The organism is Lacibacterium aquatile, from assembly GCF_042683105.1.
GTDB lineage: Bacteria > Pseudomonadota > Alphaproteobacteria > Elsterales > Elsteraceae > Lacibacterium > Lacibacterium aquatile.
The window spans coordinates 600,629-625,255 of sequence record NZ_JBHUIP010000003.1 but is presented as its reverse complement, the minus strand read 5'-3'; the positions used below and the strand labels follow the sequence as shown (position 1 = coordinate 625,255).

General features: G+C 62.6%; 22 protein-coding genes and 1 pseudogene. 6 read left to right on the top strand and 17 right to left on the bottom strand.

The window, feature by feature from the left end; genetic code table 11:
* Positions 1-20: 20 nt before the first annotated feature.
* The 7 genes from ACFSM5_RS05080 to ACFSM5_RS05050 form a co-directional block, all read right to left on the bottom strand.
* Positions 21-1,685, bottom strand: coding sequence for an OFA family MFS transporter (locus tag ACFSM5_RS05080; RefSeq protein ID WP_379875171.1), 1,665 nt, complete (start codon positions 1,683-1,685; stop codon positions 21-23).
* Positions 1,686-1,781: 96 nt separating this feature from the next.
* Entirely contained in the window at positions 1,782-1,967 is a 186-nt protein-coding gene (locus ACFSM5_RS05075) for a formate dehydrogenase subunit delta (RefSeq protein ID WP_379875170.1), read from the bottom strand.
* A gap of 20 nt (positions 1,968-1,987) precedes the next feature.
* Positions 1,988-2,821, bottom strand: a complete 834-nt coding sequence (fdhD, locus tag ACFSM5_RS05070; protein WP_379875169.1) for a formate dehydrogenase accessory sulfurtransferase FdhD — start codon at positions 2,819-2,821, stop codon at positions 1,988-1,990.
* A complete protein-coding gene (fdhF, locus tag ACFSM5_RS05065; protein WP_379875168.1) occupies positions 2,818-5,658 on the bottom strand; it encodes a formate dehydrogenase subunit alpha in 2,841 nt (946 codons plus the stop codon). Before fdhF ends, fdhD begins: the two co-directional genes overlap by 4 nt.
* 9 nt (positions 5,659-5,667) lie before the next feature.
* Positions 5,668-7,251, bottom strand: a complete 1,584-nt coding sequence (locus tag ACFSM5_RS05060; RefSeq protein ID WP_379875167.1) for a formate dehydrogenase beta subunit — start codon at positions 7,249-7,251, stop codon at positions 5,668-5,670.
* Positions 7,248-7,721: a formate dehydrogenase subunit gamma gene (locus ACFSM5_RS05055; protein ID WP_379875166.1), complete on the bottom strand. Its 474-nt coding sequence runs from the start codon at positions 7,719-7,721 to the stop codon at positions 7,248-7,250. Before ACFSM5_RS05055 ends, ACFSM5_RS05060 begins: the two co-directional genes overlap by 4 nt.
* 70 nt (positions 7,722-7,791) lie before the next feature.
* Positions 7,792-8,079: a hypothetical protein gene (locus ACFSM5_RS05050; protein WP_379875165.1), complete on the bottom strand. Its 288-nt coding sequence runs from the start codon at positions 8,077-8,079 to the stop codon at positions 7,792-7,794.
* Between ACFSM5_RS05050 and ACFSM5_RS05045 the strand changes: the two genes are divergently transcribed.
* A complete protein-coding gene (locus ACFSM5_RS05045; RefSeq protein WP_379875164.1) occupies positions 8,057-8,815 on the top strand; it encodes a hypothetical protein in 759 nt (252 codons plus the stop codon). The two genes, ACFSM5_RS05050 and ACFSM5_RS05045, sit on opposite strands and share 23 nt — an antisense overlap.
* Before the next feature lie 121 nt (positions 8,816-8,936).
* Complete coding sequence (locus tag ACFSM5_RS05040; protein ID WP_379875162.1) at positions 8,937-9,812, top strand: hypothetical protein; 876 nt, start codon at positions 8,937-8,939, stop codon at positions 9,810-9,812.
* 12 nt (positions 9,813-9,824) lie between these two features.
* Here the strand turns inward: ACFSM5_RS05040 and ACFSM5_RS05035 are convergent, their stop codons facing one another.
* Complete coding sequence (locus ACFSM5_RS05035) at positions 9,825-10,997, bottom strand: RDD family protein (protein WP_379875161.1); 1,173 nt, start codon at positions 10,995-10,997, stop codon at positions 9,825-9,827.
* A gap of 35 nt (positions 10,998-11,032) precedes the next feature.
* Positions 11,033-12,202: an RDD family protein gene (locus ACFSM5_RS05030; protein ID WP_379875160.1), complete on the bottom strand. Its 1,170-nt coding sequence runs from the start codon at positions 12,200-12,202 to the stop codon at positions 11,033-11,035.
* Positions 12,203-12,354: 152 nt separating this feature from the next.
* Between ACFSM5_RS05030 and ACFSM5_RS05025 the strand changes: the two genes are divergently transcribed.
* A complete protein-coding gene (locus tag ACFSM5_RS05025) occupies positions 12,355-12,555 on the top strand; it encodes a hypothetical protein (protein WP_379875159.1) in 201 nt (66 codons plus the stop codon).
* Between the two features lie 2 nt (positions 12,556-12,557).
* On the opposite strand, the gene ACFSM5_RS05020 is transcribed toward ACFSM5_RS05025, so the two are convergent.
* From ACFSM5_RS05020 to ACFSM5_RS05010, 3 genes are all read right to left on the bottom strand, one after another.
* Positions 12,558-13,727, bottom strand: a complete 1,170-nt coding sequence (locus ACFSM5_RS05020) for an RDD family protein (protein ID WP_379875158.1) — start codon at positions 13,725-13,727, stop codon at positions 12,558-12,560.
* On the bottom strand, positions 13,727-14,887 hold the full coding sequence (locus ACFSM5_RS05015) for an RDD family protein (protein WP_379875157.1): 1,161 nt from the start codon (positions 14,885-14,887) through the stop codon (positions 13,727-13,729). Before ACFSM5_RS05015 ends, ACFSM5_RS05020 begins: the two co-directional genes overlap by 1 nt.
* A 303-nt stretch (positions 14,888-15,190) precedes the next feature.
* A complete protein-coding gene (locus ACFSM5_RS05010; RefSeq protein WP_379875156.1) occupies positions 15,191-16,084 on the bottom strand; it encodes a LysR family transcriptional regulator in 894 nt (297 codons plus the stop codon).
* A gap of 86 nt (positions 16,085-16,170) precedes the next feature.
* On the opposite strand from ACFSM5_RS05010, the gene otsB reads away from it, so the two are divergent.
* The 3 genes and pseudogenes from otsB to ACFSM5_RS04995 form a co-directional block, all read left to right on the top strand.
* A complete protein-coding gene (gene otsB / locus ACFSM5_RS05005; RefSeq protein WP_379875155.1) occupies positions 16,171-16,920 on the top strand; it encodes a trehalose-phosphatase in 750 nt (249 codons plus the stop codon).
* Positions 16,917-18,782 carry a glycoside hydrolase family 15 protein gene (locus ACFSM5_RS05000; protein ID WP_379875154.1) on the top strand — a complete coding sequence of 622 codons (1,866 nt, stop codon included), beginning with the start codon at positions 16,917-16,919 and terminating at the stop codon, positions 18,780-18,782. Before otsB ends, ACFSM5_RS05000 begins: the two co-directional genes overlap by 4 nt.
* Positions 18,683-20,116 (top strand): annotated as a pseudogene (locus tag ACFSM5_RS04995) (alpha,alpha-trehalose-phosphate synthase (UDP-forming)); the annotation flags it as partial. The gene ACFSM5_RS05000 and the pseudogene ACFSM5_RS04995, both read left to right, overlap by 100 nt.
* A 24-nt stretch (positions 20,117-20,140) precedes the next feature.
* Here ACFSM5_RS04995 and ACFSM5_RS04990 read toward each other — a convergent pair.
* From ACFSM5_RS04990 to ACFSM5_RS04970, 5 genes are all read right to left on the bottom strand, one after another.
* Positions 20,141-21,184: an ABC transporter ATP-binding protein gene (locus ACFSM5_RS04990; RefSeq protein WP_379875153.1), complete on the bottom strand. Its 1,044-nt coding sequence runs from the start codon at positions 21,182-21,184 to the stop codon at positions 20,141-20,143.
* The gene (cysW, locus tag ACFSM5_RS04985) at positions 21,181-22,035 is read right to left on the bottom strand and encodes a sulfate ABC transporter permease subunit CysW (protein WP_379875152.1); all 855 of its coding nucleotides are present in this window, start codon (positions 22,033-22,035) and stop codon (positions 21,181-21,183) included. Before cysW ends, ACFSM5_RS04990 begins: the two co-directional genes overlap by 4 nt.
* A gap of 160 nt (positions 22,036-22,195) precedes the next feature.
* On the bottom strand, positions 22,196-23,083 hold the full coding sequence (cysT, locus tag ACFSM5_RS04980) for a sulfate ABC transporter permease subunit CysT (RefSeq protein ID WP_379875151.1): 888 nt from the start codon (positions 23,081-23,083) through the stop codon (positions 22,196-22,198).
* A complete protein-coding gene (locus tag ACFSM5_RS04975; protein WP_379875150.1) occupies positions 23,049-24,044 on the bottom strand; it encodes a sulfate ABC transporter substrate-binding protein in 996 nt (331 codons plus the stop codon). Before ACFSM5_RS04975 ends, cysT begins: the two co-directional genes overlap by 35 nt.
* A 117-nt stretch (positions 24,045-24,161) precedes the next feature.
* Positions 24,162-24,353, bottom strand: coding sequence for a hypothetical protein (locus ACFSM5_RS04970; protein WP_379875149.1), 192 nt, complete (start codon positions 24,351-24,353; stop codon positions 24,162-24,164).
* Between the last annotated feature and the right edge of the window lie 274 nt (positions 24,354-24,627).

Here is a 24,627-nt window from a genome sequence, read left to right as displayed (position 1 = left end):
TGGCCGCTGGAAGCAAGAGTTTAGCGGAACAGCACCGCCGTCTGCTGCAGCGTCATCCAGACGCCCCAGAGGATCGGCAGGCCCACCACGGCCCAGGCCAGTGCCGCCTTGCCGTCGAACCCACCCCGGCCGATGCCGAAGGAGCCCGAGGGACCGGCGGAAGCGGCCTTTGCCTTGGCTTGCAGGGCGGCCACTTCCTCGTCCTTCATGAACCAGATCTGCGACAGGGGTTTCACCGCCATATTGGCGAGGAACCCCAGCACCAGCATCCCGGCCAGGATATACATCGTGAAGTCATAGACCTGGGCGCGGGGGACACCGGCCGCGATCTGGGCTTCACGGATGTAGTTCACCACCACCGGACCGATGATGCCCGCCGTCGACCAGGCGGTCAGCAGGCGGCCATGGATCGCGCCGACGAACTGGGTCCCGAAGATATCGGCGAGATAGGCCGGGATCGTCGCGAACCCGCCGCCATACATCGACAGGATGATGCAGAAGAAGGCGACGTAGAGGATCTTGCTGCCTTCATGGGCCGCCCAGGGAGTGGCGGCATAAAGGGCAATCCCGAGGGCGAAGAAGGTGAAGTAGGTCATTTTCCGGCCCATCTTGTCGGACAGCGAGGCCCAGAAGAACCGGCCGCCGATGTTGAAGAGCGAGAGCAGACCGGTAAAGCCCGCCGCAATCCCCGCAACCAGGGTGCGATCTTCGGGGATAAGCTGGGTGAAGCTGACATCCGGCTTACCGATCAAGGCACCGCCGAAGACTTCCTGCAGCATCGGCGAGGCCATGCCGATGACACCGATACCGGCGGAGACATTGAGGCAGAGTACCGTCCAGATCAGCCAGAACTGCGGCGTCTTATGGGCCTTGTTGAGATGCACATGGCCATTGGTGATCATGGCATTGGTGCTGGAGGACGGCGGGGTCCAACCTTCGGGACGCCAACCTGCGGGCGGAATGCGATAGCCAAAGGTGCCGCCCATCATGAAGACGAAATAGATGCCCGCCATCACGATGAAGGTCTGCCAGACGCCGACGCTGTCTGCCGTGCGGAAATAGCCCATCAGCAGATTGGCAAGCGGAGCGCCGATCATGGCACCGCCGCCAAAGCCCATGATCGCCATGCCAGTCGCCATGCCGCGACGGTCCGGGAACCATTTGATCAGGGTCGAAACGGGGGAGATATAGCCCAGGCCCAGGCCGATACCGCCGATGACACCGGAGCCGACCCACATCAGCCACAGCTGATGGGTCATGATGCCGACCGCCGAAATCAGCATGCCGCCACACCAGCAGCAGGCCGAGACAAAGGCCGCCTTGCGCGGGCCGGACCGCTCCAGCCAGCCGCCCCAGATGGCCGCAGCCGACCCGAGCAGCACGAAGAACAGGGTGTAGATCCAGCCGAGATCGGCGACACGCCAGTTACATTCAGTCGTGAAGAGGGAACTGATCAGCGTGAGATCGCCGCAAGCTGCCCCCGCCACCCCGGCGCCGGTCCCAAGAGCGCGGGAGAGCGGCAACCAGAAGACGGAAAAGCCATAGGCCATGCCGATACAAAGATGGATGGCAAGCGCCGCAGGCGGCACCAGCCAACGGTTGAACCCAGGTTGTGCAATGATGCGTTCGCGATCCAAAAGACCAGGCACGCCCAATCCTTCACCGCCAGAAGTGGTCGCAGTCATACCGTCAGTTCCTCCCTAGGTGGAACATGTTGATGGAGTTTATCGTTGGCCGAAACGGTTGCCCCGTTGCGGCGGGTAGGCTTGAGGGCTAGGCCCTCATCTCGGTAAGCTGTCTATTGCTTGTTTGACCGTGGGCATCAGACCGTCGCCCCCGGCATCGGCATGCGCGAAGATGGCCTTGCGCATGCGCGGATCCCAGAATTTCGCAAGATGGTCGGCCACCCCGGCCACGGCCTGCTTTTCACCTTGGGAGGCGAAGAAGGTGCCGATCTGGTTGGCCATATAGACGAGTTTCTCCGTATTCATCGGGTGGCTGTTCTCGTGGTGGGACCGGAGGCGAGACGCTCCGGATGGGTAAAAATCTCGAACCCGTCGGCACGGGCGACGGCGATCAGGGTAATATTCGCAGCTTCCGCCTCGCGCACCGCCAGGGCCGTGGGGGCAGAGATGGCGGCCAGCACGCCGACGCCGATACGCGCGGCCTTCTGGATCAGCTCGACCGACACCCGGCTGGTCAGCAGCAGCACGCCGGAGGCCGGATCAACCCCCTTGCCCGCCAGCGCACCCGCCAGCTTGTCGAGGGCATTATGGCGGCCGACATCCTCGCGCACCGCCACGAGGCCCGCGCCAGGGGTCCAGAAGCCTGCGGCATGGACAGCGCGGGTTTCCAGGCTGAGAGGCTGGGCAGCCGGAAGGGCTGCCACCGCGTCGGAGATCATCGCGAGGGTGACGCCAGGGTCAGCGGTAACATGGGGCAACGGAGTCTTGGCGGCAGCCAAGCTATCGATGCCACACAGGCCGCAACCGACCGGGCCGGTGAGCGCGCGGCGGCGAGCCACCACGGCTTCCCCCCGTTCGGGCGGGATCCACATGCGGACCTCGATCCCGGCGTCGGAACTGACGATCTCCGGCCCTTCGATCTCGCCCGCCGAGGCGCAGATGCCTTCGGTCAGGGTGAAGCCGATGGCGAAATCCGCCAGATCGGCAGGCGTCGCCATCATCACGGCATAGGTGGTGCCGTCATAGGTGAGGGCGACCGGGGTTTCCTCCGGGATCGCACGCTCGCCGGACACCAGCTCCTCCCCCCGATAGCCGAGGCGGGTCTGCCTGACGGAGGGGGGCGGAAGCTGGCTCATTCGGCGGCATCCAGCTTGGCGATGCGGCGGGACTGGTCGGCCTGGCGGCGATAGCTTTCCTGCCAGTCGGAGGGACCGTTGGAGGGGCTGATCTGCACGGCGGTGACCTTATATTCCGGGCAGTTGGTCGCCCAATCGGAATAGTCGGTCGTCACCACATTGGCCTGGGTCGCGGGGTGATGGAAGGTCGTATAGACCACACCCGGCGCCACGCGATCCGTAATCCTGGCCCGCAGGGTGGTGCCGCCCGCCCGGCTGTTGAGCGCAACCCAATCGCCGTCGCGGATGCCCCGCTGTTCGGCGTCATGGGGGTGGATCTCCAGCACATCCTCGTCATGCCAGAGCACATTTTCGGTCCGGCGGGTCTGAGCGCCGACGTTGTACTGGCTGAGGATGCGGCCGGTGGTCAGCAGCAGCGGGAAGCGCGGGCCGGTCTTCTCGTCCGTCGGGACATAGTCGGTGACGACGAACTTGCCCTTGCCGCGCGCAAAACCGCCCACATGCATGATCGGCGAGCCTTCGGGGAACTTGTCGTTACAGGGCCATTGGACCGAGCCCATTTCCTCCAGCAGCGCGTAGGAGACATTCTTGAAGGAGGGCGTGGTCTTCGCGATCTCGTCCATGATCTGGGACGGGTGGGTGTAGTCGAACTGGGCGCCCATGCGCTTGGCGACCGCCAGGGTAATATCCCAATCCGCCATGCCGGAACGCGACGGCATCACCTTGCGCACGCGGTTGATGCGGCGTTCGGCATTGGTGAAGGTGCCGTCCTTCTCCAGGAAGGTCGATCCCGGCAGGAAGACATGGGCGTAGTTGGCGGTCTCGTTCAGGAACAGATCCTGGACCACGACACATTCCATCGCCGCCAGACCCGCCGCCACATGGGCGGTATTGGGGTCGGACTGCAGGATGTCTTCACCCTGGATATAGATGCCTTTGAAGGAGCCATCGACGGCGGCATCCAGCATATTCGGGATGCGCAGGCCCGGTTCCTGGGAGAGCGGCACACCCCAAAGTTCCTCGAACATCTCGCGTGTCGCGTCTTCCGACACATGGCGATAGCCGGAGAACTCGTGCGGGAAGGAGCCCATGTCGCAGGCGCCCTGGACATTGTTCTGCCCACGCAGCGGATTGACGCCCACACCCCGGCGACCGAGGTTGCCGGTGACCATCGCGAGGTTGGCGATGGCCATCACAGTGGTGGTGCCCTGGCTATGTTCGGTGACACCCAGCCCATAGTAGATGGCGCCATTGCCGCCAGTGGCATAGAGGCGGGCGGCGGCACGCAGCTCGGCTGGATCGACACCGGTCAGCGGCGCGATGGCTTCGGGCGAACGCGAAGGTTCGGAGACGAAGGCGGCCCAATCCTGGAACTCGTCCCAGTCGCAATACTGGCGGATGAACTCTTCGTTCGCCAACCCCTCGGTCACGATCACATGGGCCATCGCCGTCATGACCGCGACATTGGTGCCGGGGCGCAGCGGCAGATGGTGGGCGGCCTTCACATGGGGCGTGCGCACCAGATCGATCCGGCGCGGATCGACGACGATCAGCTTGGCCCCCTGGCGCAGGCGCTTCTTGAGGCGCGACCCGAAGACCGGATGGCCATCGGTCGGATTGGCGCCGATCACCACCACGACGTCGGCATCCTCGACCGAGTCGAAATCCTGGGTCCCGGCAGAGGTGCCAAACGTCGTCTTCAACCCATAGCCGGTGGGCGAATGGCAGACACGGGCGCAGGTATCGACATTATTGGTGCCGAAGACCGCGCGGATCATCTTCTGCACGAGGTAGGTTTCCTCGTTCGTGCAGCGGGATGAGGTGATGCCGCCGATGGCATTGGCGCCATAGGTCGCGCGCAAGCGGGTGAAGTCCTTGGCCACCCGATCCAGCGCCTGATCCCAGCTCACCTCCACCCAAGGATCGGTGATCTTGTCGCGCATCATCGGCTTCAGGATACGTTCCTGATGGGTGGCATAGCCCCAGGCGAAACGGCCCTTCACACAGGAATGGCCGCGATTGGCCTTGCCATCCTTATAGGGGACCATGCGCACGACTTCATTGCCGCGCATCTCGGCCTTGAAGGAGCAGCCGACGCCGCAATAGGCGCAGGTGGTGACAACCGAATGGGAGGGCTGACCGATCTCGATGACCTTGGCTTCCGTCAGGGTCGCGGTCGGGCAGGCCTGGACGCAGGCGCCGCAGGACACGCACTCCGACGACAGGAAATCGGTGCCACCCGGCGATACCCGGCTATCGAAGCCTCGGCCTTCGATGGTCAGGGCGAAGGTACCCTGCACTTCCTCGCACGCCCGGACGCAACGGGAGCAGACGATGCATTTGGAGCTATCGAAGGTGAAGTAGGGATTGGAGATATCCTTCTCCAGCCCCAGATGGCTCTCGCCCTCATAGCCGTAGCGGACTTCGCGCAGGCCGACCGCGCCCGCCATATCCTGCAGCTCGCAATCGCCATTGGCAGCGCAGGTCAGGCAATCGAGCGGATGGTCGGAGATATAAAGCTCCATCACCCCGCGCCGGATCTTGGCAAGGCGCTCGGTCTGGGTATGCACTTGGATGCCGGGCGCAACGAGCGTGGTGCAGGAAGCCGGCGTGCCGTTGCGGCCTTCGATCTCAATGAGGCACAGGCGGCAGGAGCCGAAGGCATCGACCATATCGGTCGCGCAGAGCTTGGGCACCTGGATGCCCGCTTCCATGGCGGCGCGCATGATGGAGGTTCCGGCCGGAACCGTGACCTCAAAGCCATCGATGGTGAGGGTTACCGGGGCGCCGTCTTTAACAGCAGGGGTGCCATAGTCGGTTTCATGAACGAGGGTCATCTTTGTCCCCTATTCGGCAGCGGCGGCGCGGGGAGCGCTTGCGTCTAGCAAGCGCGTGCCGCGCGGGGCAAAATCATCGGGATAGTGGGTCAGCGCGCTCATCACCGGATAGGGCGTGAAACCGCCCAGCGCGCAGAGCGAACCGAACTTCATAGTGGTGCAGAGGTCTTTCAGCACCGTTAGGTTAGCCGCGTGATCGATCCCGGCGGTGATGCGGTCCACGACCTCCACCCCGCGGGTCGAACCGATGCGGCAGGGCGTGCATTTGCCGCAGGACTCGATGGCGCAGAACTCCATGGCGAAACGCGCCATTCCAGCCATATCGACACTATCGTCGAAGACCACCAGCCCGCCATGGCCGATCAGTCCGTCACGGGCAGCAAAAGCCTCGTAATCATAGGGCGTGTCGAACAGGTGGGGCGGAAAATAGGCGCCGAGCGGACCGCCCGCCTGCACCGCCTTTACCGGGCGTCCGGTGAGGGTGCCGCCGCCGATATCCTCGATAATCTCGCCCAGGGTCAGGCCAAAGGCCGCCTCGAACAAGCCGCCGTGTTTGACGTTGCCCGCGATCTGGATCGGCATGGTGCCGCGCGACCGTCCCAGGCCGAAATCGGCATAGAAGGCGCTGCCCTTGTCCAGGATCACCGGCACGGTCGCCAGGGAGATAAGGTTATTGATGACGGTCGGCATGCCGAAGAGGCCCTTGTGGGCAGGCAGCGGCGGTTTGGCACGCACCTGTCCGCGCTTGCCTTCGATGCTCTCCAGCAGGGCGGTTTCCTCGCCGCAGACATAGGCGCCCGCGCCGGTCCGCACCTCGATCTCGAAGGCATAGGAGGAGCCCATCACCGAGGGGCCGAGCAGCCCGGCCTGTCCCGCGATCTCCACCGCCGCCGTAAAGACATCGATAGCATCGGGATATTCCGAGCGGATATAGACGTAGCCCTTGGTCGCCCCGACCGCGATCCCGGCGATGATCATGCCTTCGATCAGGCAGAAGGGGTCGCCTTCCAGGATCATACGGTCCGCAAAAGTACCGCTGTCGCCTTCATCGGCATTGCAGACGATGAACTTACGGACAGCGGCGGTGTCGGCCACCGTCTTCCATTTGATGCCGGTCGGGAAGCCCGCACCGCCACGACCACGCAGGCCGGACTTGGTGACCTCCTCCACAATCGCGGGCGCCCCCAGGGTGACAGCTTTCTCCAGCCCTTTGAGGCCGCCGGTCGCGCGGTAATCCTCCAGCGACAAAGGATCGACAATGCCGCAGCGGGCAAAGGTCAGGCGGGTCTGGCGGGCAAGGAACGGCAGCTCTTCGGGTTTGCCCAGGCGCTTGGCATGGTGGCCGCCGGTCAGCAGGCCGCTGTCCAGCAGGGCGGGGATATCGGCAGCCGTCAGCGGTCCATAGGCGATCCGCCCGGCCGTGGTTTCCACCTCCAGCATAGGCTCCAGCCAGAACAACCCGCGCGAGCCGGTACGGGTGATCGTGGCGTCCAGACCGCGCGAGGCAATCTCGACCGACAGGCGCTTGGCGACCTTATCGGCCCCCACAGCCAGAGCGGCGCTGTCACGGGGCAGAAAGAAGCGGATTGTCATCGACGGACCTCCGCCAGCAGCTCACTCACCGCAGCCTCGTCCAGGCGGCCTGCGACCTGCCCGTCCAGCATCCCGGCGGGTGCGCAGGCGCAAAGGCCCAGGCAATATGTCGCTTCGAGTGTGATCTTGCCGTCGGCGGTCGTGCCGCCCCAATCCACGCCCAGGCGGGCCTTCACGCTGTCGGCGAGTTCGTTCCCGCCCACCGACTGGCAGGCCTCGGCCCGGCAGAGCTTCAAAACATGGGTTCCGGCGGGGCTTTCACGGAAATCATGGTAGAAGGTGACGACGCCATGGATCTCGGCCCGGCTGAGATTAAGGGCCTGCGCCACCAACGGCACGGCTGCCTCCGGGACATGGCCGAAGACTTCCTGCAAGGCATGGAGAATAGGCAGAGTTGCCCCTTCAATCTTTGCCCCGGACGCAATGATTTCCTGCGCCAACTCGGTATTCCACGGCTCGAAACCAGGCACGGCCTCTCCCCCTTCCGAATGATTTTATTTGTTTTATTTCACTCGAAACTAAGGGGGTTTTTAGAAGGCTTCAATAAAGCCGTCCCATGCTGCGATAGAACATTTCTATTAAGCGTTGCAGCATTGATTGAGGGTTTCGATTGGGTGTTCGAGCCTGACATGCTCTGGCTCGCCGGTTCAAAGACATCGGCAGTGAATTGTTACAACCATTGCGATTGATTTCGATGCCATAAAGCAGATAAAAGGCAGACAGAATACAACCTGAAGGATAGGCCGCATTTTGCGGCACCGGGAGCATGAAGGCTCGCGGTTGATAGCCAGAAAGGAACGTCACGATGGTCTCGTCGGTTTCTTCCAACAGATTTTCCTTAAGTGCTTCCGCTTCGGCTGCCAGCTTCTCGGCCTTGTCGCAAGCGATCAATGGCGCGGGCGGCAAGGTCGACCTGAAAGCGATGGCTGCGATCATTGCCGACGAGAGCGGCACCTACACAGACGCCCAGAAATACGAAGCGTTCAAATTCATGAACATCAGCCAGAAAAATTTCGATGGCGAGCTTAGCTTCAACTATCTGGTCAGCAGCGCCAACATCTCGAAATACACCTCTGCTGAACGGCAGACCTATAGCCAGACCGTCCAGAATTCCAGCTTCATGAAGCGCTTCAATGCTGCCGAGCAGAAGGTCAGCGACGCCATCTATGCGACCAAGCTGGAATATGACGGCCGATCCGATGCCTATGTGGATCGCGATAAGCTGGCCCGTCAGGCTGAGTTCTTTCAGGGCCTGTCTGACCCATTCGAACGTATGGTGCTGCGGGCTGATGATCGGGTGAAGCTGGCTCAGATCACCATCGGTGTGCTGGAGACCGAGGATAAGCTCGCCAAACAGGGGAAGCTGAATGATGCCAACCCTGAGTTTGCCAAGATGAAGGCACTGACGGCCGCCGGAAACAAGATGGACCTTCACGCCTGGGTGAACGACAGCCGTCTTGCTGAGTATCTCGACCTCGGCCGGAAATATCAGGTGAAACAGCGGGGCGCGACGGTGCAGGACATCGTCAGCCTGTCGGCAGCGGCCAGGGCCGTGCGGATCTAGAACCCCTGCGTCAATACTTGAGGATGGCCCCGGTTTCGACCGGGGGTCAGCGGGCGGAAGCGTCGGCGAGCTATACCAACGGTGGAAAGACCCATAAGCTGGTCTCAGAAATGAGATCACCATGGCGGCGATGCAGACCCTGAAACGGCGAATTCCTCCCAAAATGCGACCCTTTGCGGCGGCAGGGATACTCGCCTTTGGATATCTTATCGCCTTGCACCCCGTGAGCGGGCCGCTCGGCGGGATCCCGTTTTTCTTTCTCGGCTGGCTGGTGCCGACTTTCCTACAATTCACGCTAGCTTTTGGGATTGCGGGCCTTGTCCCAGGTAAGCCACTCGGGAAAGCCCTGGTTTTCTGCGTGGCCCTGATCACCCTGGTCATGCTGCCGAACGCAGGCCGGTTGATCGATTGGATGCGGTACGATCCAGCCACCGAAATTCAACTGACCGGTCAAGGGCAGGGCATACCCAATGTACCCTATAATCCCCACACGTCGCTGATCCTCTCCGACAGCCCATGGTTATCACGCTGGACAATTGGCTGGAATGAGGCCTGCTTCTGTCTGTATTTCGAGCCGTCGGATTCCTCCAATTATCTCGACCGTCTCGATCTTCTGCTTTTGAGAATGGGGCTGAGGGATAAGTTCGGGAGCACTCCGTTTCGGAAACACCTGCCCCAGGGCTATCAGTTGACCGAGCATATCGAAGCGGATGGCGAGGCTCACGTCACGCTTGTGCTGGCCGTGTATCAAGGCAAGCAGCTTCGCGGGATTTTCCGCCATCGACATTTGCCAAAATCGCTACTGGGTCATCGGCAGTCGAGTTTGAGTTGGCGCAACCTGAACGAGGATTTTCTCAACCGAGCCGGCGACATGCTGCTGCGCGCGAGCCTGATGAACAAAATCATCAGCCTCTACCTCGGCCCCAGTTTCTTCCCCGAAGCAGAGCTCATCGAGTTCATCCGGGCCACGATGCCGATACAGCCTTCCCCATCGTGACGCACAGCCGAATTATCGCGCCCAAGGCCCCGGTGCGAGGCCAGACTTCCCCAGAATCTCCGCAAGCTTGCGCCCCTCAAGGCGGGCATCGCTGTCGCTGACCGGCTGGAACACGGCGACATGCCAGAAGGACCCGCCCTGCCCTTGCCAGACCCAAAGGTCAATGTCGCTCGCGCTTCTACCCTCACCCTGTGAAAACGCCAGCTTGATATAGGACTTGCCGTCGGGGGCGACATGCAGCCTCGAACTGCGGAACATTCCGTAGACCGGCCGCTGCTGAAGCTGTTCGGCATAGTCAGCCAGCGACTGGTTCGGCACGATCTCCTGGATCAGATAGCCCTCAAGTCCGCCACGCGCCTTGAAGGTAAACCCCTGACCCTGCGGAGTGGTGAAACTATCGACCAGCGCCCAACCGGGCGGGATGCGGACAGCGACACCGCTTAAGGGGTTGGTCCAGGGCGATGGGCGCGGGAGGTCGATCTTTGCCAAACCAAAAGGCAGGACGAGCAGGACGACTAATCCTGCGAACCACCACCAGCCGCCGACCGGCTGCTGGCGGACATCGTGGCGCTCGATTTCGTCCCAGATGCAGGGCTTGCCCTGGGCAGCGCGGCGATAGCTGAACCATAGGGCCAGGATATCGAAAAACGGCAGATTGAGGCCGTAGCCATAGAGCCAGATCGACAGGTTGCGCCGGATCAACTGAATCAAAGGAATGCGGCCACCGTCCTTGTTTCGGACCGACAGCCGGTACCACCATTTCCCCGGTGTCGTGCCGAAGGCCCAGAGCACCAAGGCATCAATCAGAAGGGCCGCGAGGAAGATCACCGATAAGCAGGCAAACCCCAGCAGGAAAAGAACCCCAACCGGATGCCCCTCCCAATAGCCGTCGGTCACATAGACCGCGATAAGGCTGGGCGGAACCATCCAGAGCAGCATGTCGATCTGACGCGCGACCCAACGGGACCAGGGTGCGGTCCGCTGCTCCTTCACATCCCTGGCCCGGATTTTCCCGCCTAATTCAGGCTGATCGGCAAAACGCTGGGGCTCGCCCATCCCCTCGCGCCAGACCGGCGTCTCCAGGGTAAGGATGGCGGCTTCGAACAGCTTTTCCATCTCGGCAGCAGCATAGGGGCCGCGCCTAACGTCACCGTCCAGATACCACCATTGTCCACCATCCTGCACAGTCAGCTCCTGATTTGCGGGTTTATCAACCGGCCTCAACGGCCCGGCGGCGCTGTCCCTTCCAGGGCCGCCGCCACGGCTTCAGCTTCCTTGCGGGCTGGCGCATCCTTCACGGGTTTGATCTGCGTCAGGCGCCAGAAATCCCGTTTCCCGACCTGCCAGACTTTAATCTCCACATCGTAGCGGATGCCGTCGTTGGTCTTGCGGAACAGCAGGATGATGGCAGGGACACCGTTGCGGGTTACCTCCTTGCGGTCGCGCAGGTCCCCCCACTCCTCCCGATCCTCCATCCTGTCGGCATAGAAAGCCAACTCGCTGTCCATGACATCGCGCTGCAGGTAAACAGCCGCTTTGTCGGACGCGAACTCGAATTCCTGACCACCCGAATCGGCCTCGATCACCTCAAGGCTCCAGCCTGCAGGCAGCGTTGCCTGCCGCCCCGTGATGGGGTTCGTCCAGAGCGAAGGCTGCCAGATCGCCGTTGCCACATCACCCGCAAACACCATGAGGCCAAGGGCGAGAACAGCGAATATCCGCCGGACCCAACCGATGGGCTTCTGCCGAACGACGTAAAGCGGCTGCTCGTCCCAGGGACAGCGCTTGCCCGAATTGGCGCGACCGAAACTCAAGACCCCGCGCACAAGCCCCACCACCGGGATCGTCAGCCCAAAGCCATAGATCCAGATCAGAAAATTCCGGCGCAACAGCCCGCGCGCGGAAATCTTGCCGCCATCAAGCCTGCGGACTTTGATCCCGAGCAGCCATTTGCCAAGGGTCGAGCCGGTCAGCGCCATCAAGGGCACTTCCAGCAGCAACCCCAGCGGCACAATCAGGGCCGTATTCACCATGCCCTGCAGAAATTCCGACTGCGGATAGAGTGGTATCAGAAACGGCGTCAGGAAGAGGTAGATCGGGATGGCCCAGAAGGCGATATCGATATTGCGCGCCCAGAACCGGGACCAGGCACCGGCTTCGGGCGTGGAATATTCGAACTCCTCCACCGCCCCCTCCGGCCTGTCGCCGGCGGCCATGGATTTCTGAAGTTCGGCGATATCGGAAATCGGGCCCATGCCATCCATGCCCTTGCGCCAGACAAGACTGGACAGGGTCAAGGCGCCATCGGCCAGCAGGGCTTTCAAGTCTGCGGCAGTGTGGGGGCCCTTGCGGTCGCTCCCCTCACCATAAAACCACTCTATATCGCTCATCCCAGCCGCCAGACATCGAAAACCCCCGGTTGTGATGCCTGAAGAACAGTGACCTGACAATCGGTAAACGCTACCTAGACTGGTAAAAGCGCCAGTCGTAATACGCGCGACTTCCGGGCAAGGTGCGCTCAGTCATGCGGGAGGACATGCGGATGACCAGGGCGGAATTCAAAAGGGTGCTGGCGGCGTGGCTGTTGATACTGCCGCTAGCGGGACTGGCCGGGATCTTTCTGACGGGTAAAGATCTGGTCTGCGCCAGCGGCCAGCGCGCGACGGCTGCCCCCGCTAAATCTAACGCTCCGCGTCCGTTGCTGCCCGTTTCCTGCGATGCCGTGAAGCTGGCGTTGCGCTAGCTTTATCTGGCCGCCGGCGGGATGCCGGAGGTCGACAGCAGGGTCGCCGCCATCGTCTCTACCGTCGTGGCGAGATGCGGATTACGGCTCGGCTTGCCCAGGCTCAGGATCAACAGATCATCGCCGTCCCGGCGCCAGATGCGGAACAGGATATCGAAGTCGCGACCTTCGATTTTCTGGGCGAAGATTAGTTCGGCATAAGTCCGCCCCTGGGCATCGACTTCGATGGTCATGCCACGAAAATTCTCGTACAGGCTGGACGGAACCGTTTTTGCCCAATCCTTGGCGAATCGATCAAGGGCCATGCCATTTGCCCTGGCCTTGCTCAGGGAAACCGTGCCGTTCCGGGAGGAGAAAATATAGTAGCTTTTCGCGATCTGCTGGGAAGAGGATGTCATCTGCCAATCCGGCAGGAGATCCACCGTGATCCCGGTTTCCGGATGCGTCCAGGCAGGGCCCGGCAGCTGCGCAATCAGGTAATAAGGCCCAATCCAGAGCGCCGGCAGCAGAACAAGTCCGATGCACCAGCTCCACCCCTCCGCCGGCTTGCACCGGACGTCAACACGGGTAACGGCATCCCAGGGGCTTCGTTCGCCCTTGGCCGCCTCCCTGTAGCTGACCCAAAGGCGAAAGAGGCTGAAGCCCGGTACATTCAGCCCAAGGCCGTAAAACCAGATCAAGGCATTGCGCCGAAGCAAGGGGCGCAGGCCAAGCCTCGAGCCATCGGCGTTCAACACGGTCACATCAAAAAGAGACTTACCCAGGGTGGTGCCGAATAGCGCCATGATCACAGCATCGGCCAGCAAGGCAATCAGCAGAGTAAGCGAACCGACGATAGCTCCGAGCGTCCAGAGGACCGTCTCCGGATACGGGCCGCCGGGGATACGCAGATCGGTGGTCAGCAGGCTGAGCGGCACCATCCAGAGGCTCAAATCGATGGCCCGTGCCATCAGGCGGATCCAGGGCGCCGACCGTTCGCCGAGGGCCGCCCGGCGTTGCGCCACGGCGAAATAATCGACGCTGGAGATGGGCGCAGGCTCCGCCATATCCTCGCACCAGATCAAGGTAGCGGGAGTAATGACTTCCGCCTTCAACAGCGCATCGACTTCAGCCGTCTGATAAGGACCCCGGCGGGTTTCTCCGTCGATGTACCACCATTGCGGAGCGGTCATTATTTTTCAGCCTCACCCCACTGGAGGGTTTCCGTCAGAACGGCGGCGGCCGCCTCGGCGCTTTTCAAACCCCGATTTTCCTCAATATGGACGCTGATAGTTAAGGTCCAGAAGCCGCCGGCGCCTGACCGATGGATTCGATGCCAGACATCGTATTTGGCTTTTTCTGTGAGGCGGGCAAATCGAAGTTCCCGGTAGGTCGCCCCTCTGTCGTCGATCTTCGTATCATCGCTGATAAAAGAACCGAGGTGCGGGTTCAGCCGGGCTTTTTCAGCCTGCGCAGCAAGATCTGACCCATCGGCGGCGATATGGGTAAGGATGATGCCACGCAACGGGGCCGCGAACACATAGGTTTTGCTCGCTCTCTGATCGGGTAAGGATACGTCCCGCCATATCAACGGCAGTTCGGTCGAAACACCCGTCACCGGGTTCGTCCATTTCTGCCCCGCGAAAACTTTTCCACCCGAAGCAGCCAGAAACAGGATCGGCAAGAGATATGGCATCCCCAAAACGATGACCCATCGCCATGGGCTGACGCGCTTCCATTGAACGTTACAGCCCGTCGCACGATCCCAACGGCAAGGCGCTCCCCGGCTTGCCGCCCCATAGCTTAGCCCCATCGTCAGGAGAGCGACCGGTGGCAGAAAACATCCAAAGCCGAACACAAAAATCAGCAAATTCCGCTTCAGCAGAACCAGAAAGGAGGGCCGCCCGCCGTCCAACGTCCGAATGGTCAGGCCGAAGATCCATTTGCCCGGGGTCACCCCGAATCGCCCATAGACCATAGCATCCAGCACCAGCGTCAGGAGCCATGCCGAGATGACCGTCACCGGCAATACCCAGGCAAAGCCGGGGGTTCTTATCAGCGTCATCAGGAACGGCATCAGCACGATCAGAGGGAGGCTGAAGACAGCCAAATCCACGCTGCGGGCCCAGTAGCGCGACCAGGGTGCAATCAGTCCCTTCGCCTCCCGATCCGCGCGGACGGCGTCCGCAAATTCCGGGATATCGCCCAGAGACTTTGGGATCTTCATCCCGTCACGCCAGAATTCTGTCCGGTGGTCGATCTTCCCGAGGGTCAGTGATGCAGTGATGTCCGCAGCGGTATAGGGGCCTTTCTTCTCGCCCCCCTCGATACGCCACCAGTATCCATCCGTCATTCAAGCTGCTTTCGGTTCGACGACTGCCCCCGATAGTTGTGATAGCTTAGAACCGACAACTTGGCCATTGCCAAGGAAAGGAGAGTTGGGGCGCTTCTGATACCAAGAGCTGTCATCCCGGACCTGATCCGGGATCTCGGGTAGACGGGCCGCGTCGAAAAGTCGGACAGAGTTCGACCACACAAGATCCCGGATCAAGTCCGGGATGACGAGACTACATAGGAACCGCAACAGGATTGCTTGAGTATGGCCACCAGGGCGGCTAGATCCGACTTAGGCTCGGGGCGGTGCGGGAATCTCCCCCTAACCCTCCAGCGCCGCAGCCAGCCTTTTAGCCTCCGCCACCAAAGCCGCCGTCAGCGGGGTCATGGGTTCGCGGTGGGGGACGACGAGGCCGATGGTATGGGTCGCCTCGGGTTCGACAATCGGCACCGCGCGCACAAGGTCGGTCAAGCCTAGGGTATCGGCGAGCTTGGCGGGCATGATGCTGGCCCATTGGCCCGTGCGCACATGGGCGAACAGCACGATCATCGAATTGCTTTCCAGCGTCGGCGTCGGCTTCACGCCCACATCCAGCAGGTGCTTGTCGATGATGCGGCGGTTCTGCATGTCGGGGGTCAGCAGGCAGAGCGGCAGATGCCCGACTTCGGCCCAGGTCACCGTGTCGCGGTCGCCGTATTTGCCTTCAGCCGAGGTCAGCAGGCAATAACGCTCCCGGTACAGCGGCACGGTCGTGACCCGTCCCAGCGGTTCGTTATCGAGGTAGGTCAAACCGGCGTCGACCTCCAGATTTTCCAGCAGAGCCAGCACTTCGACCGAGGTGCGGGACAGGATCGTAAAGCGCACATCGGCGTGCCGCGCGCGATAGGGCGTGGTCAATTGCGCGACCATAGCCAGCGCAGTCGGGATGGCCGCGATCTTGAGACGACCGGAGAGGCCGCGCTTCAGGGCGTCGATATCCTGACGCATGGCGCGGGTGTCGCCGACGATGCGGCGCGCCCATTCCAGCACTCTTTCGCCTTCGGGTGTGAAACCCAGGAAGCGTGAGCCGCGTTGTACCAGCATGACGCCGAACTGGTCTTCCAACTGCTTGATGCCTGCCGACAGCGTCGGCTGGGTGACGCCGCATGCCTCGGCCGCGTGGCCGAAGTGGCGTTCGCGCGCCAGCGCCAGGATGAAATCCAGCTTGTCGATCATGTCCCCTCCCGGCCTGCCGTCCTCATTGAGGACAAATTTCAGTGCCAAGCTTCCGTCTACGCCGTCTCAACCGAAAGCGAGCCAAGATGACCCTTGATCTCGACAGGTTGCAGCTTGAGCGCTGTGCCTTTTTTCTTGATGTCGATGGAACATTGATCGACATCGCCGCCTCCCCGCAAGAGGTGGTGATCCCTCCCGACCTCGTGCAGCTGTTGCATCAGCTGCAGAATCGCACGCAAGGCGCGCTGGCGCTGGTGAGCGGCCGGTCGGTCGATGACCTGCGCCAGTTGCTGCCCCACCTCGACGTCATCATCGCCGGCGAACATGGCGCCGAGATCTGGCGACCGGGGGAGACGCCGCAGAACCTGGGCGCCGCGCCGATCCCGCACGAACTGACCGAGGCGCTGGAAAAGATCACCCATGATTTCGACGGCGTGGTGCTGGAGCGTAAACCGCGCGGCCGCGCCATCCATTTCCGCGCCATTCCGACCCAGGAATATGCCGTGCGCGATGCCGTCGCTTTGGCCGTCAAACCCTTTGCTCAGCGCTTCGAAGTCGTCCCCGGCAAGATGGTGGCGGAGGTGCGCACCATCGGCATCGACAAGGGTCAGGCGATTGCCAAGTTGATGCAGGATCCGACCTTCAAGGGTCGCCTGCCGGTCTTTGCCGGAGACGATGTGACGGACGAGGCGGGCTTCCTGATCGTGCGTGCCCATGGCGGTGCGGTGATCCGGGTTGGCGGCGCACCGCGTGCCGATCTCGATCGGCATTTTGAGACTCCGGCCGAGCTGCGCGGCTGGTTGTCTCGCTGCGTGACAGAGAGGGCGCCTGCATGAACGAACATGTGATGAATGACGCCATTGCCGAAGCCGAGCGGGACGCCCCGAAGCTGGGCAAGAATACCCTCGATCTGGGGGTCGTCGGAAACTGCACCACCGCCGCGCTGATCGACCGGAACGCGCGCCTCGTCTGGATGTGTTTCCCGCGCCTGGATGGCGATCCGATCTTCAATTCCCTGCTGGGCGGCGAGAGCGCGGAGCATGGGTTCTTCGATATAGAACTCAGCCATCAGGTAGCCTCGAAACAGCGCTATCTGACCAATACCGCTATCCTGGAGACGATCCTCGAAGATAAGGACGGCAATTCGGTCCGCATCATCGATTACGCCCCGCGCTTCAAGCGGCTGGAGCGCATCTTCCGCCCGGCGATGCATGTGCGGCGGATCGAACCGCTCAAAGGCCGCCCGCACGTGAAGGTGCGCCTGCGCCCGAGCTTCGGGTACGGCGGGGTGCAACCGCAGAAGACCATCGGCTCGCACCATATCCGCTATACCTCGCCGGATTTGAACCTGCGCCTCACCACCAATGCGGCGGTCAGCTATATCGCGGCGGAACAGTCCTTTGTGCTGGATCGCGCGCTTTATTTCGCCCTGGGCATCGACGAGCCCTTCGACAGTCCCCTGCTGGCCACCTTGCGGGATTTCGAGGATCGCACGGTCGACTATTGGCAGGAGTGGGTGCGTTACCTCTCCATCCCCTATGAATGGCAGGGGGTGGTGATCCGGGCGGCGATCACCCTGAAGCTTTGCTCGTTCGAGGATAGCGGCGCCATCGTCGCCGCCCTCACCACCTCGGTCCCCGAAGCGGCCAACAGCGGGCGGAACTGGGATTATCGCTTCTGCTGGCTGCGGGATGCCTATTTCGTCGTCCATGCCCTGAACCGCCTGGGCGCCACCCGGACCATGGAGGAATTCATCCGCTATGTGACCGATGTGGCCGCCGATCTGGCCGTCGACAGCGACAGCGGCCTCAACCCCGTCTATGGCGTGCTGCCTTCCGGGGGCCTGGATGAGTGGGTGGCGGAGCAGCTGCCGGGCTATCGCGGGATGGGGCCGGTGCGGGTGGGCAATGCCGCCGCCATTCAGGTTCAGAACGACGTCTATGGGTCGATCATCCTGTCGGCCGCCCAGATGTTCTTCGACAAGCGCCTGCCGATCCCCGGCGACGAGGCGATGTTCGAGCGGCTGGAAACCCTGGGCCATAAGGCAGCCAGACAGGCGCTGGAGCCCGATGCCGGGATCTGGGAATACCGGGGCCGGAAACGCATCCATACCCATTCGGCCATGATGTGCTGGGCAGCCTGCGACCGCCTCGCCCGCATCGCCCAGACGCTCGACCGACCGGGCCGGGCCGCCCATTGGCAGGGCGAAGCCGACCGCATCAAAGCGGCAATTGTGGAGAAAGCATGGAACCCGACGCTTGGCTGTTTCGTTGAAAGCTTTGGAGGGGATGCGCTGGATGCCAGCCTGCTGCTGATGCCGGAAATCGGCTTTCTGCCGCCCGAAGACCCGCAGTTTGTCGCGACGGTCGAGGCGATAGAACGCCACCTGAAGCGCGGCCCGCACATGATGCGTTATGCCGCCGCCGATGATTTCGGCACACCGGAGACGGCCTTCAACGTCTGTTCCTTCTGGTACATCGACGCGCTGGTGGCGCTGGGCCGGGTGGATGAAGCGCGCGAGCGGTTCGTCGATCTCCTCTCCCACCGCAATCACCTCGGCCTCATGTCCGAGGATACGGACGTCGAAACCGGCGAGATGTGGGGGAACTTCCCCCAGACCTATTCGATGGTGGGCGTCATCCTCTGTGCGATGCGCCTGAGCAAATCTTGGGAGGAATCGGTTTGGCGCGGCTGGTAATCATCTCGAACCGGGTAACGATCCCGGATGGTCGCAAGGTGGAGGCAGGCGGGCTTGCCGTCGCCCTGCAGGAGGCCATCGAGAAGAACGGCGGCCTGTGGTTCGGCTGGAGCGGCAAGACCGTCAAATCCCCCAGCGACACGCCGAAGGTGCAGAAGTTCGGCACCGTCTCCTATGCCACCATCGACCTCAATCCCGACGAGCATCGGGATTTCTACCTCGGCTATACCAATTCGACGCTCTGGCCGCTGTCGCATTACCGCATCGGCCTTGTCGATTTCCAACGCCAGTACGAGCGCGCCTACCTGCAGGTGAACGACCGTTTCGCGGACCATATCGCGCGGCTCCTGAAGCCGGATGATGTCGTCTGGGTGCATGATTATCACTTCTTCCCGCTCGCCTCGGCCCTGCGGCGGCGGGGGGTGAAGAACCGCATCGGCTTCTTCCTGCATATCCCCTTCCCCAGCACGGAAGTGCTGCGCATCCTGCCGAACCATCGGCGGATGATCGAAGATCTGATGGAGTATGATCTGATCGGCCTGCAGACCGACCGCGATCTGCGCTCGATCCTCGACTATGTGGTGAACGAGGCGGGGGGCGATATCGGGCCGGACGATGCGGTGATTCTGGGCCAGCGGCGCACCCGCATCGGCGTCTATTCCATCGGCATCGACACCGACGGCTTTACCGAGATGGCGCGGCGGGCCGCCGCTGGCGATGCCGTGCAGCGGGTCAAGGAAAGCCTCGTCGGGCGCGATCTGATGATCGGCACCGATCGCCTCGATTATTCCAAAGGCCTGACCCAGCGGATGGAGGCCTTCGGCACCCTGCTGGAAACCCACCCGGAGCATCGCGGCAAGCTGACCATGATGCAGATCGCGCCGGTCAGCCGGGGTGAGGTGGAGCAATATCGCAGTTTGCGCCGCGACCTCGACCGGTTGACCGGCAAGATCAACGGCCGCTATGCCGAGTTGGATTGGGTGCCGGTGCGCTACCTCACCACCGCCTGGCCGCGCGAGACCCTGGCGGGCCTGTTCCGCATCGCCCGCATCGGCTGCGTCACCCCGATCCGCGACGGGATGAATCTGGTCGCCAAGGAATATGTCGCCAGCCAGGACGGCGAGGATCCCGGCGTGCTGGTGCTGTCGGAATTTGCCGGGGCGGCGCGGGAGTTGTCGGCAGCCCTGCTGGTCAATCCCTTCGATATCGGCAGCATCACCGACGCCATGCACCGCGCCCAGACCATGGCGCTGGAAGAACGCCAGGACCGCTGGGCCGACATGATCCAGGTGCTGCGCACCAATACCATCGAGGCGTGGCGCGAGGAGTTCCTGGCCGATCTGACCCGCGCCAGCGGATCAGAAGACGACGACCCCGGCACCGACGACGATCTCCAGGCGGGCGCTATCCCCCGGCCGCAGGACAACCTCGGGCGGTTGGGTCACCGTCAGCGGCCCAACGGGCGTATCGAACACATATTCCCGTAACGCACCGAGGTAGCTGACGTGGGTGACCTGCCCCGGCAGGCCCACCCCGTTCACCCGCAACGCGGCGGAACGGATGGAAAGGGTTGCCGGGCCTACTTCCGTCCGCACCGACGGCACCCGCAGTGTCAAGGGACCGACGGTGATCTCCGCCGTGTCGCCTTGCAGCGCCGTGATCTCGCAGGGGAGCAAGTTCGAGCCGCCGATGAAATCGGCCACAAAGGGGCTGACCGGGCGCTGATAAAGGTCTTCGGGTGTGCCGATCTGTTCGATCCGGCCCTTGTTCATGACGACGACGCGGTCGGCAACTTCCAGGGCTTCTTCCTGGTCGTGGGTCACCAGCAGGGTCGTCACCCCCAGTTCGTGCTGCAACTGCCGCAGCCAGCGGCGCAGCTCCTTGCGGACCTTGCTGTCGAGCGCGCCAAAGGGTTCGTCCAGCAGCAGCACGCGCGGCTCGATGGCGAGCGCGCGGGCCAGGGCCACCCGCTGGCGCTGCCCGCCCGAAAGCTGATCGGGCATGCGGGTGGCGTGGTTGGAGAGATGCACCAGCTCCAGCAGGCGCGTCACCCGCGCCGAAATCTCGGCATCCGGTAACCGTTCGGCCTTGGGTTTCACTCGCAGACCGAAGGCGACATTCTCGAACACGCTCATATGGCGGAACAGGGCGTAATGCTGGAAGACGAAGCCGACGCGGCGGTCTTTGAGACTACGGTTCAGCGCCTCATCCCCATGGACCAGCAGGCTGCCCTCGTCAGGATGATCGAGCCCGCCCAGCACCCGCAGCAGCGTGGTCTTGCCAGAGCCTGACGGTCCCAGTAGGGCGATCAGCTCGCCATCCTTCACCGTGAGGTCGATGCCGTCGAGGGCGGTGAAACTGCCGAAGCGCTTCACCAGTCCCTTGGTTTCTATTGCGGTCATGTCTGGGTCCCCCGGCTGCGGGCGATCCGGCGCTCCAGCACGGCCTTGGCGACCAGCGTCAGGAGGGCCAGGAAGGCGAGCAGCGACGCCACCGCGAACGCGGCGACGAACTGATATTCATTATACAGGATTTCGATATGCAGCGGCATGGTGTTGGTCTCGCCCCGGATATGGCCGGAGACGACCGACACCGCGCCGAATTCCCCCATCGCGCGGGCATTACAGAGCAAGGCGCCATAGAGCAGGCCGAAGCGGATATTGGGCAGGGTGACTCGTCTGAAGGTCAGCCAGCCGCTGGCGCCCAGGGACCGGGCGGCCTCTTCCTCCGACGTGCCTTGCTCCTGCATCAGGGGAATGAGTTCGCGGGCGACGAAGGGGAAGGTCACGAAGATCGTGGCCAGCACGATGCCGGGCAGCGCGAAGATGATCTTCAGGTCATGCTCGGCGAGCCACGGCCCGACCAGCCCCTTGGCGCCGAACAGCAGCACAAACACCAGACCCGCCACCACCGGCGAGATGGAAAACGGCAGGTCGATGAGGGTGATGAGGATGCTTTTGCCCGGAAATTCGAACTTGGCAATCGCCCAGGCGGCGATCACCCCGAAGACCAGGTTCAGCGCCAGCGCCGTCAGGGCCACCACCAGGGTCAGCAAGATCGCCGACGTGGTGTCGGGATCGCTTAAAGCGGCCCAATAGACGGTCATCCCGCGCGAGAAGGCTTTGCCGAAGACCAGGATCAACGGCAGCAGGATAAACAGGCCGAGGAAGCCGAGCGCGACGCTGGTGAGGATCCAGCGGACGGGCCGGGCCTCGGTGCGGATGGGCGGGGCGGAGGCGGCGAAGAGGGTCATGGACGCACTTCCACCCAAACAAAAAGAGCCGTCATCCCGGGACTCGATCCCGGGATCTCCTCCGGGGGCGCTTCCACGGTGTCTCGGCAAGATTGGACAGTCTCCCGGAGGAGATCCCGGTGTCGAGCACCGGGATGACGAGCGCTTTTATAGTTTGCCATCATGCCCTCCGCGTCCGGCGGTCGGACCAGCGTTGCAGCCAATTGATCGGCAGCAGCAGCAGGAAGGCCGCGATCAGCATGGCGAGCGCGATGGCGGTCGCGTCGGCATATTTGAATTCTTCGAGCTTGATCACGATCAGCAGTGGCGCGATCTCCGACACATTCGGCAGGTTGCCCGCGATGAAGATGACCGAGCCATATTCCCCGACCCCGCGCGCAAACGACAAAGCGGCGCCGGTCAACAGGGCCGGAATAATGGTCGGGGCGATGACGCGGCGGATCACCTGCCAGCGCGAAGCGCCCAGGGTGGCCGCCGCCTCTTCAACCTCCGCCGACAGTTCCATCAGCACCGGCTGCACCGTGCGCACCACGAAGGGCAGGCCGATGAAGATCAGCGCGATCAGAATGCCCAGCGGGGTAAAGGCGACCTTGATACCGATCTGCCCCAGCGCACTGCCCAGCAGACCGTTGGGGCCATAGAGATCGGTCAGGGCGATCCCGGCGACGGCGGTCGGCAGGGCAAAGGGGATATCGACCAGCGCATCGGCGATCCCCCGACCCCAGAAGCGGTAGCGGACCAGCACCCAGGCCAGGATGGTGCCGAAGATCAGGTTGATGACGGCGGCCAGCGCCGACAGACCGAAGGAAAGGCCCAGGGCATGGGCGACCCGGCGGGAGGTCAGGATATTGTAGATCTGGGTGGGCGTCAGTTCCGCGCTTTTGATCGCCAGCCCCGCAAGCGGCACCAGCACGATCAGGGCAAGCCAGAACAAGGTAAGGCCGAGCGTCACCCCGAAACCGGGAATGACGCTCGGCCGCCGACGCAGTAGGGAATGCTGCACCGGTGTTCCTTTAGGGCTTGTAGATCTGGTCGAAGGTGCCGCCATCGGCGAAATGCTTGGCCTGGGCCGCACGCCAACCGCCGAACTTCTCGTCGATGGTGAAGAGCTTCACCTTCGGGAACTGCTCGGCCGCCGCCTTCTCGTCGCGGGGACGATAGTAGTGCTTGGCGGCCAGCTTCTGGCCTTCGGGGGTATAGAGGAACTTGAGATATTCCTCGGCCACGGCGCGCGTGCCGCGCTTGTCGACCACCTTGTCCACCACGGCAATGGGCGGTTCGGCCAGGATCGAGATGGAGGGGACCACGATCTCGAACTTGTCCTTGCCCAGCTCGTTCACCGCCAGGAAGGCCTCGTTCTCCCAGGAGATCAGCACGTCGCCGACGCCGCGTTCAACGAAGGTGACGGTCGAGCCGCGCGCGCCGCTGTCCAGCACCGGCACCCGCTTCAGGATCTTGTCGACGAAACTCTGAGCCTCGGCTTCCGAGCCACCCTTGTCGAGGATATAGCCCCAGGCGCCGAGGTAGTTCCAACGCGCACCGCCCGAGGTCTTGGGGTTCGGGGTGATGACGGCGACATCGTCACGCGCCAGATCCGGCCAATCCTGGATCTTCTTCGGATTACCCTTCCGCACCAGGAACACGATGGTCGAGGTATAGGGCGAGGCGTTCTGCGGCAGGCGCTTCTGCCAATCCTTGGCGAGGAAACCGTTATCGCTGACCTCGTCGATATCGTAAGCCAATGCCAGAGTGACCACATCGGCCTCAAGCCCGTCGATGACCGAGCGTGCCTGCTTGCCCGACCCACCATGGGACTGGCGGATCGAGACGGTGTCGCCCGGATGGGTCTTGGTCCAATGCTCGCCGAAGACCTTGTTCACCTCGGCATAAAATTCGCGCGTCGGATCGTAGGAGACGTTGAGCAGTTTGATTTCCGCCGCCAGCGCGGTGGAGGAGATGACCGAGGCGGCCAGCGTTGCCGCCGCGAAGCTTTTCCAGAACTGGGACATGGGCCTGTCTTTCTTAAAAGCCACGGGCGAGCAGGGCGCCCAGGAGAGTGATCGCGATGACGGCGGCAACGGCCACGGTCTGCGCGGCGGGCGGCCAGGCACGGGTATGGGAATAGCTCACGCCTCAATCCCCCCTTTGTCCTGGATCAATGCTGTGGCAGCGCGCTGCAGATCCCGCACCCGGCGGAAAATATGGCGGTCGATGCGATTAAAAGAGTGGGCGGACGCATAGAAGCGATACCCACGGCGCTGACGGACAGCCAAACCGATGGTCTGCCCGCCGACGCTGACGACGACGGCGTCTGACATGGAAGAATACTCCACTTGCCCCAGCCCCTTTTGCGAAGGGCGCCGGGCCTATTTCATTTCTGGTGAAAAGGCAGCTGCTTCAGGCGCAACAACAGCGCAGGGAAGAACACTGGCAGGCGGCGGTCATTTCAAAGCGATGATGGCTCATCGTCGGTCTCCTATCCGGACCACGACGGCTGTCGTGGCGCTTTAGCGTTTGGTTACGCGGCGCAAGCTGCACTGGGTGTCAAATCACCGCGAAGCCGTTAGGCGGCTCAGTCCGCTCGTCTTGAGC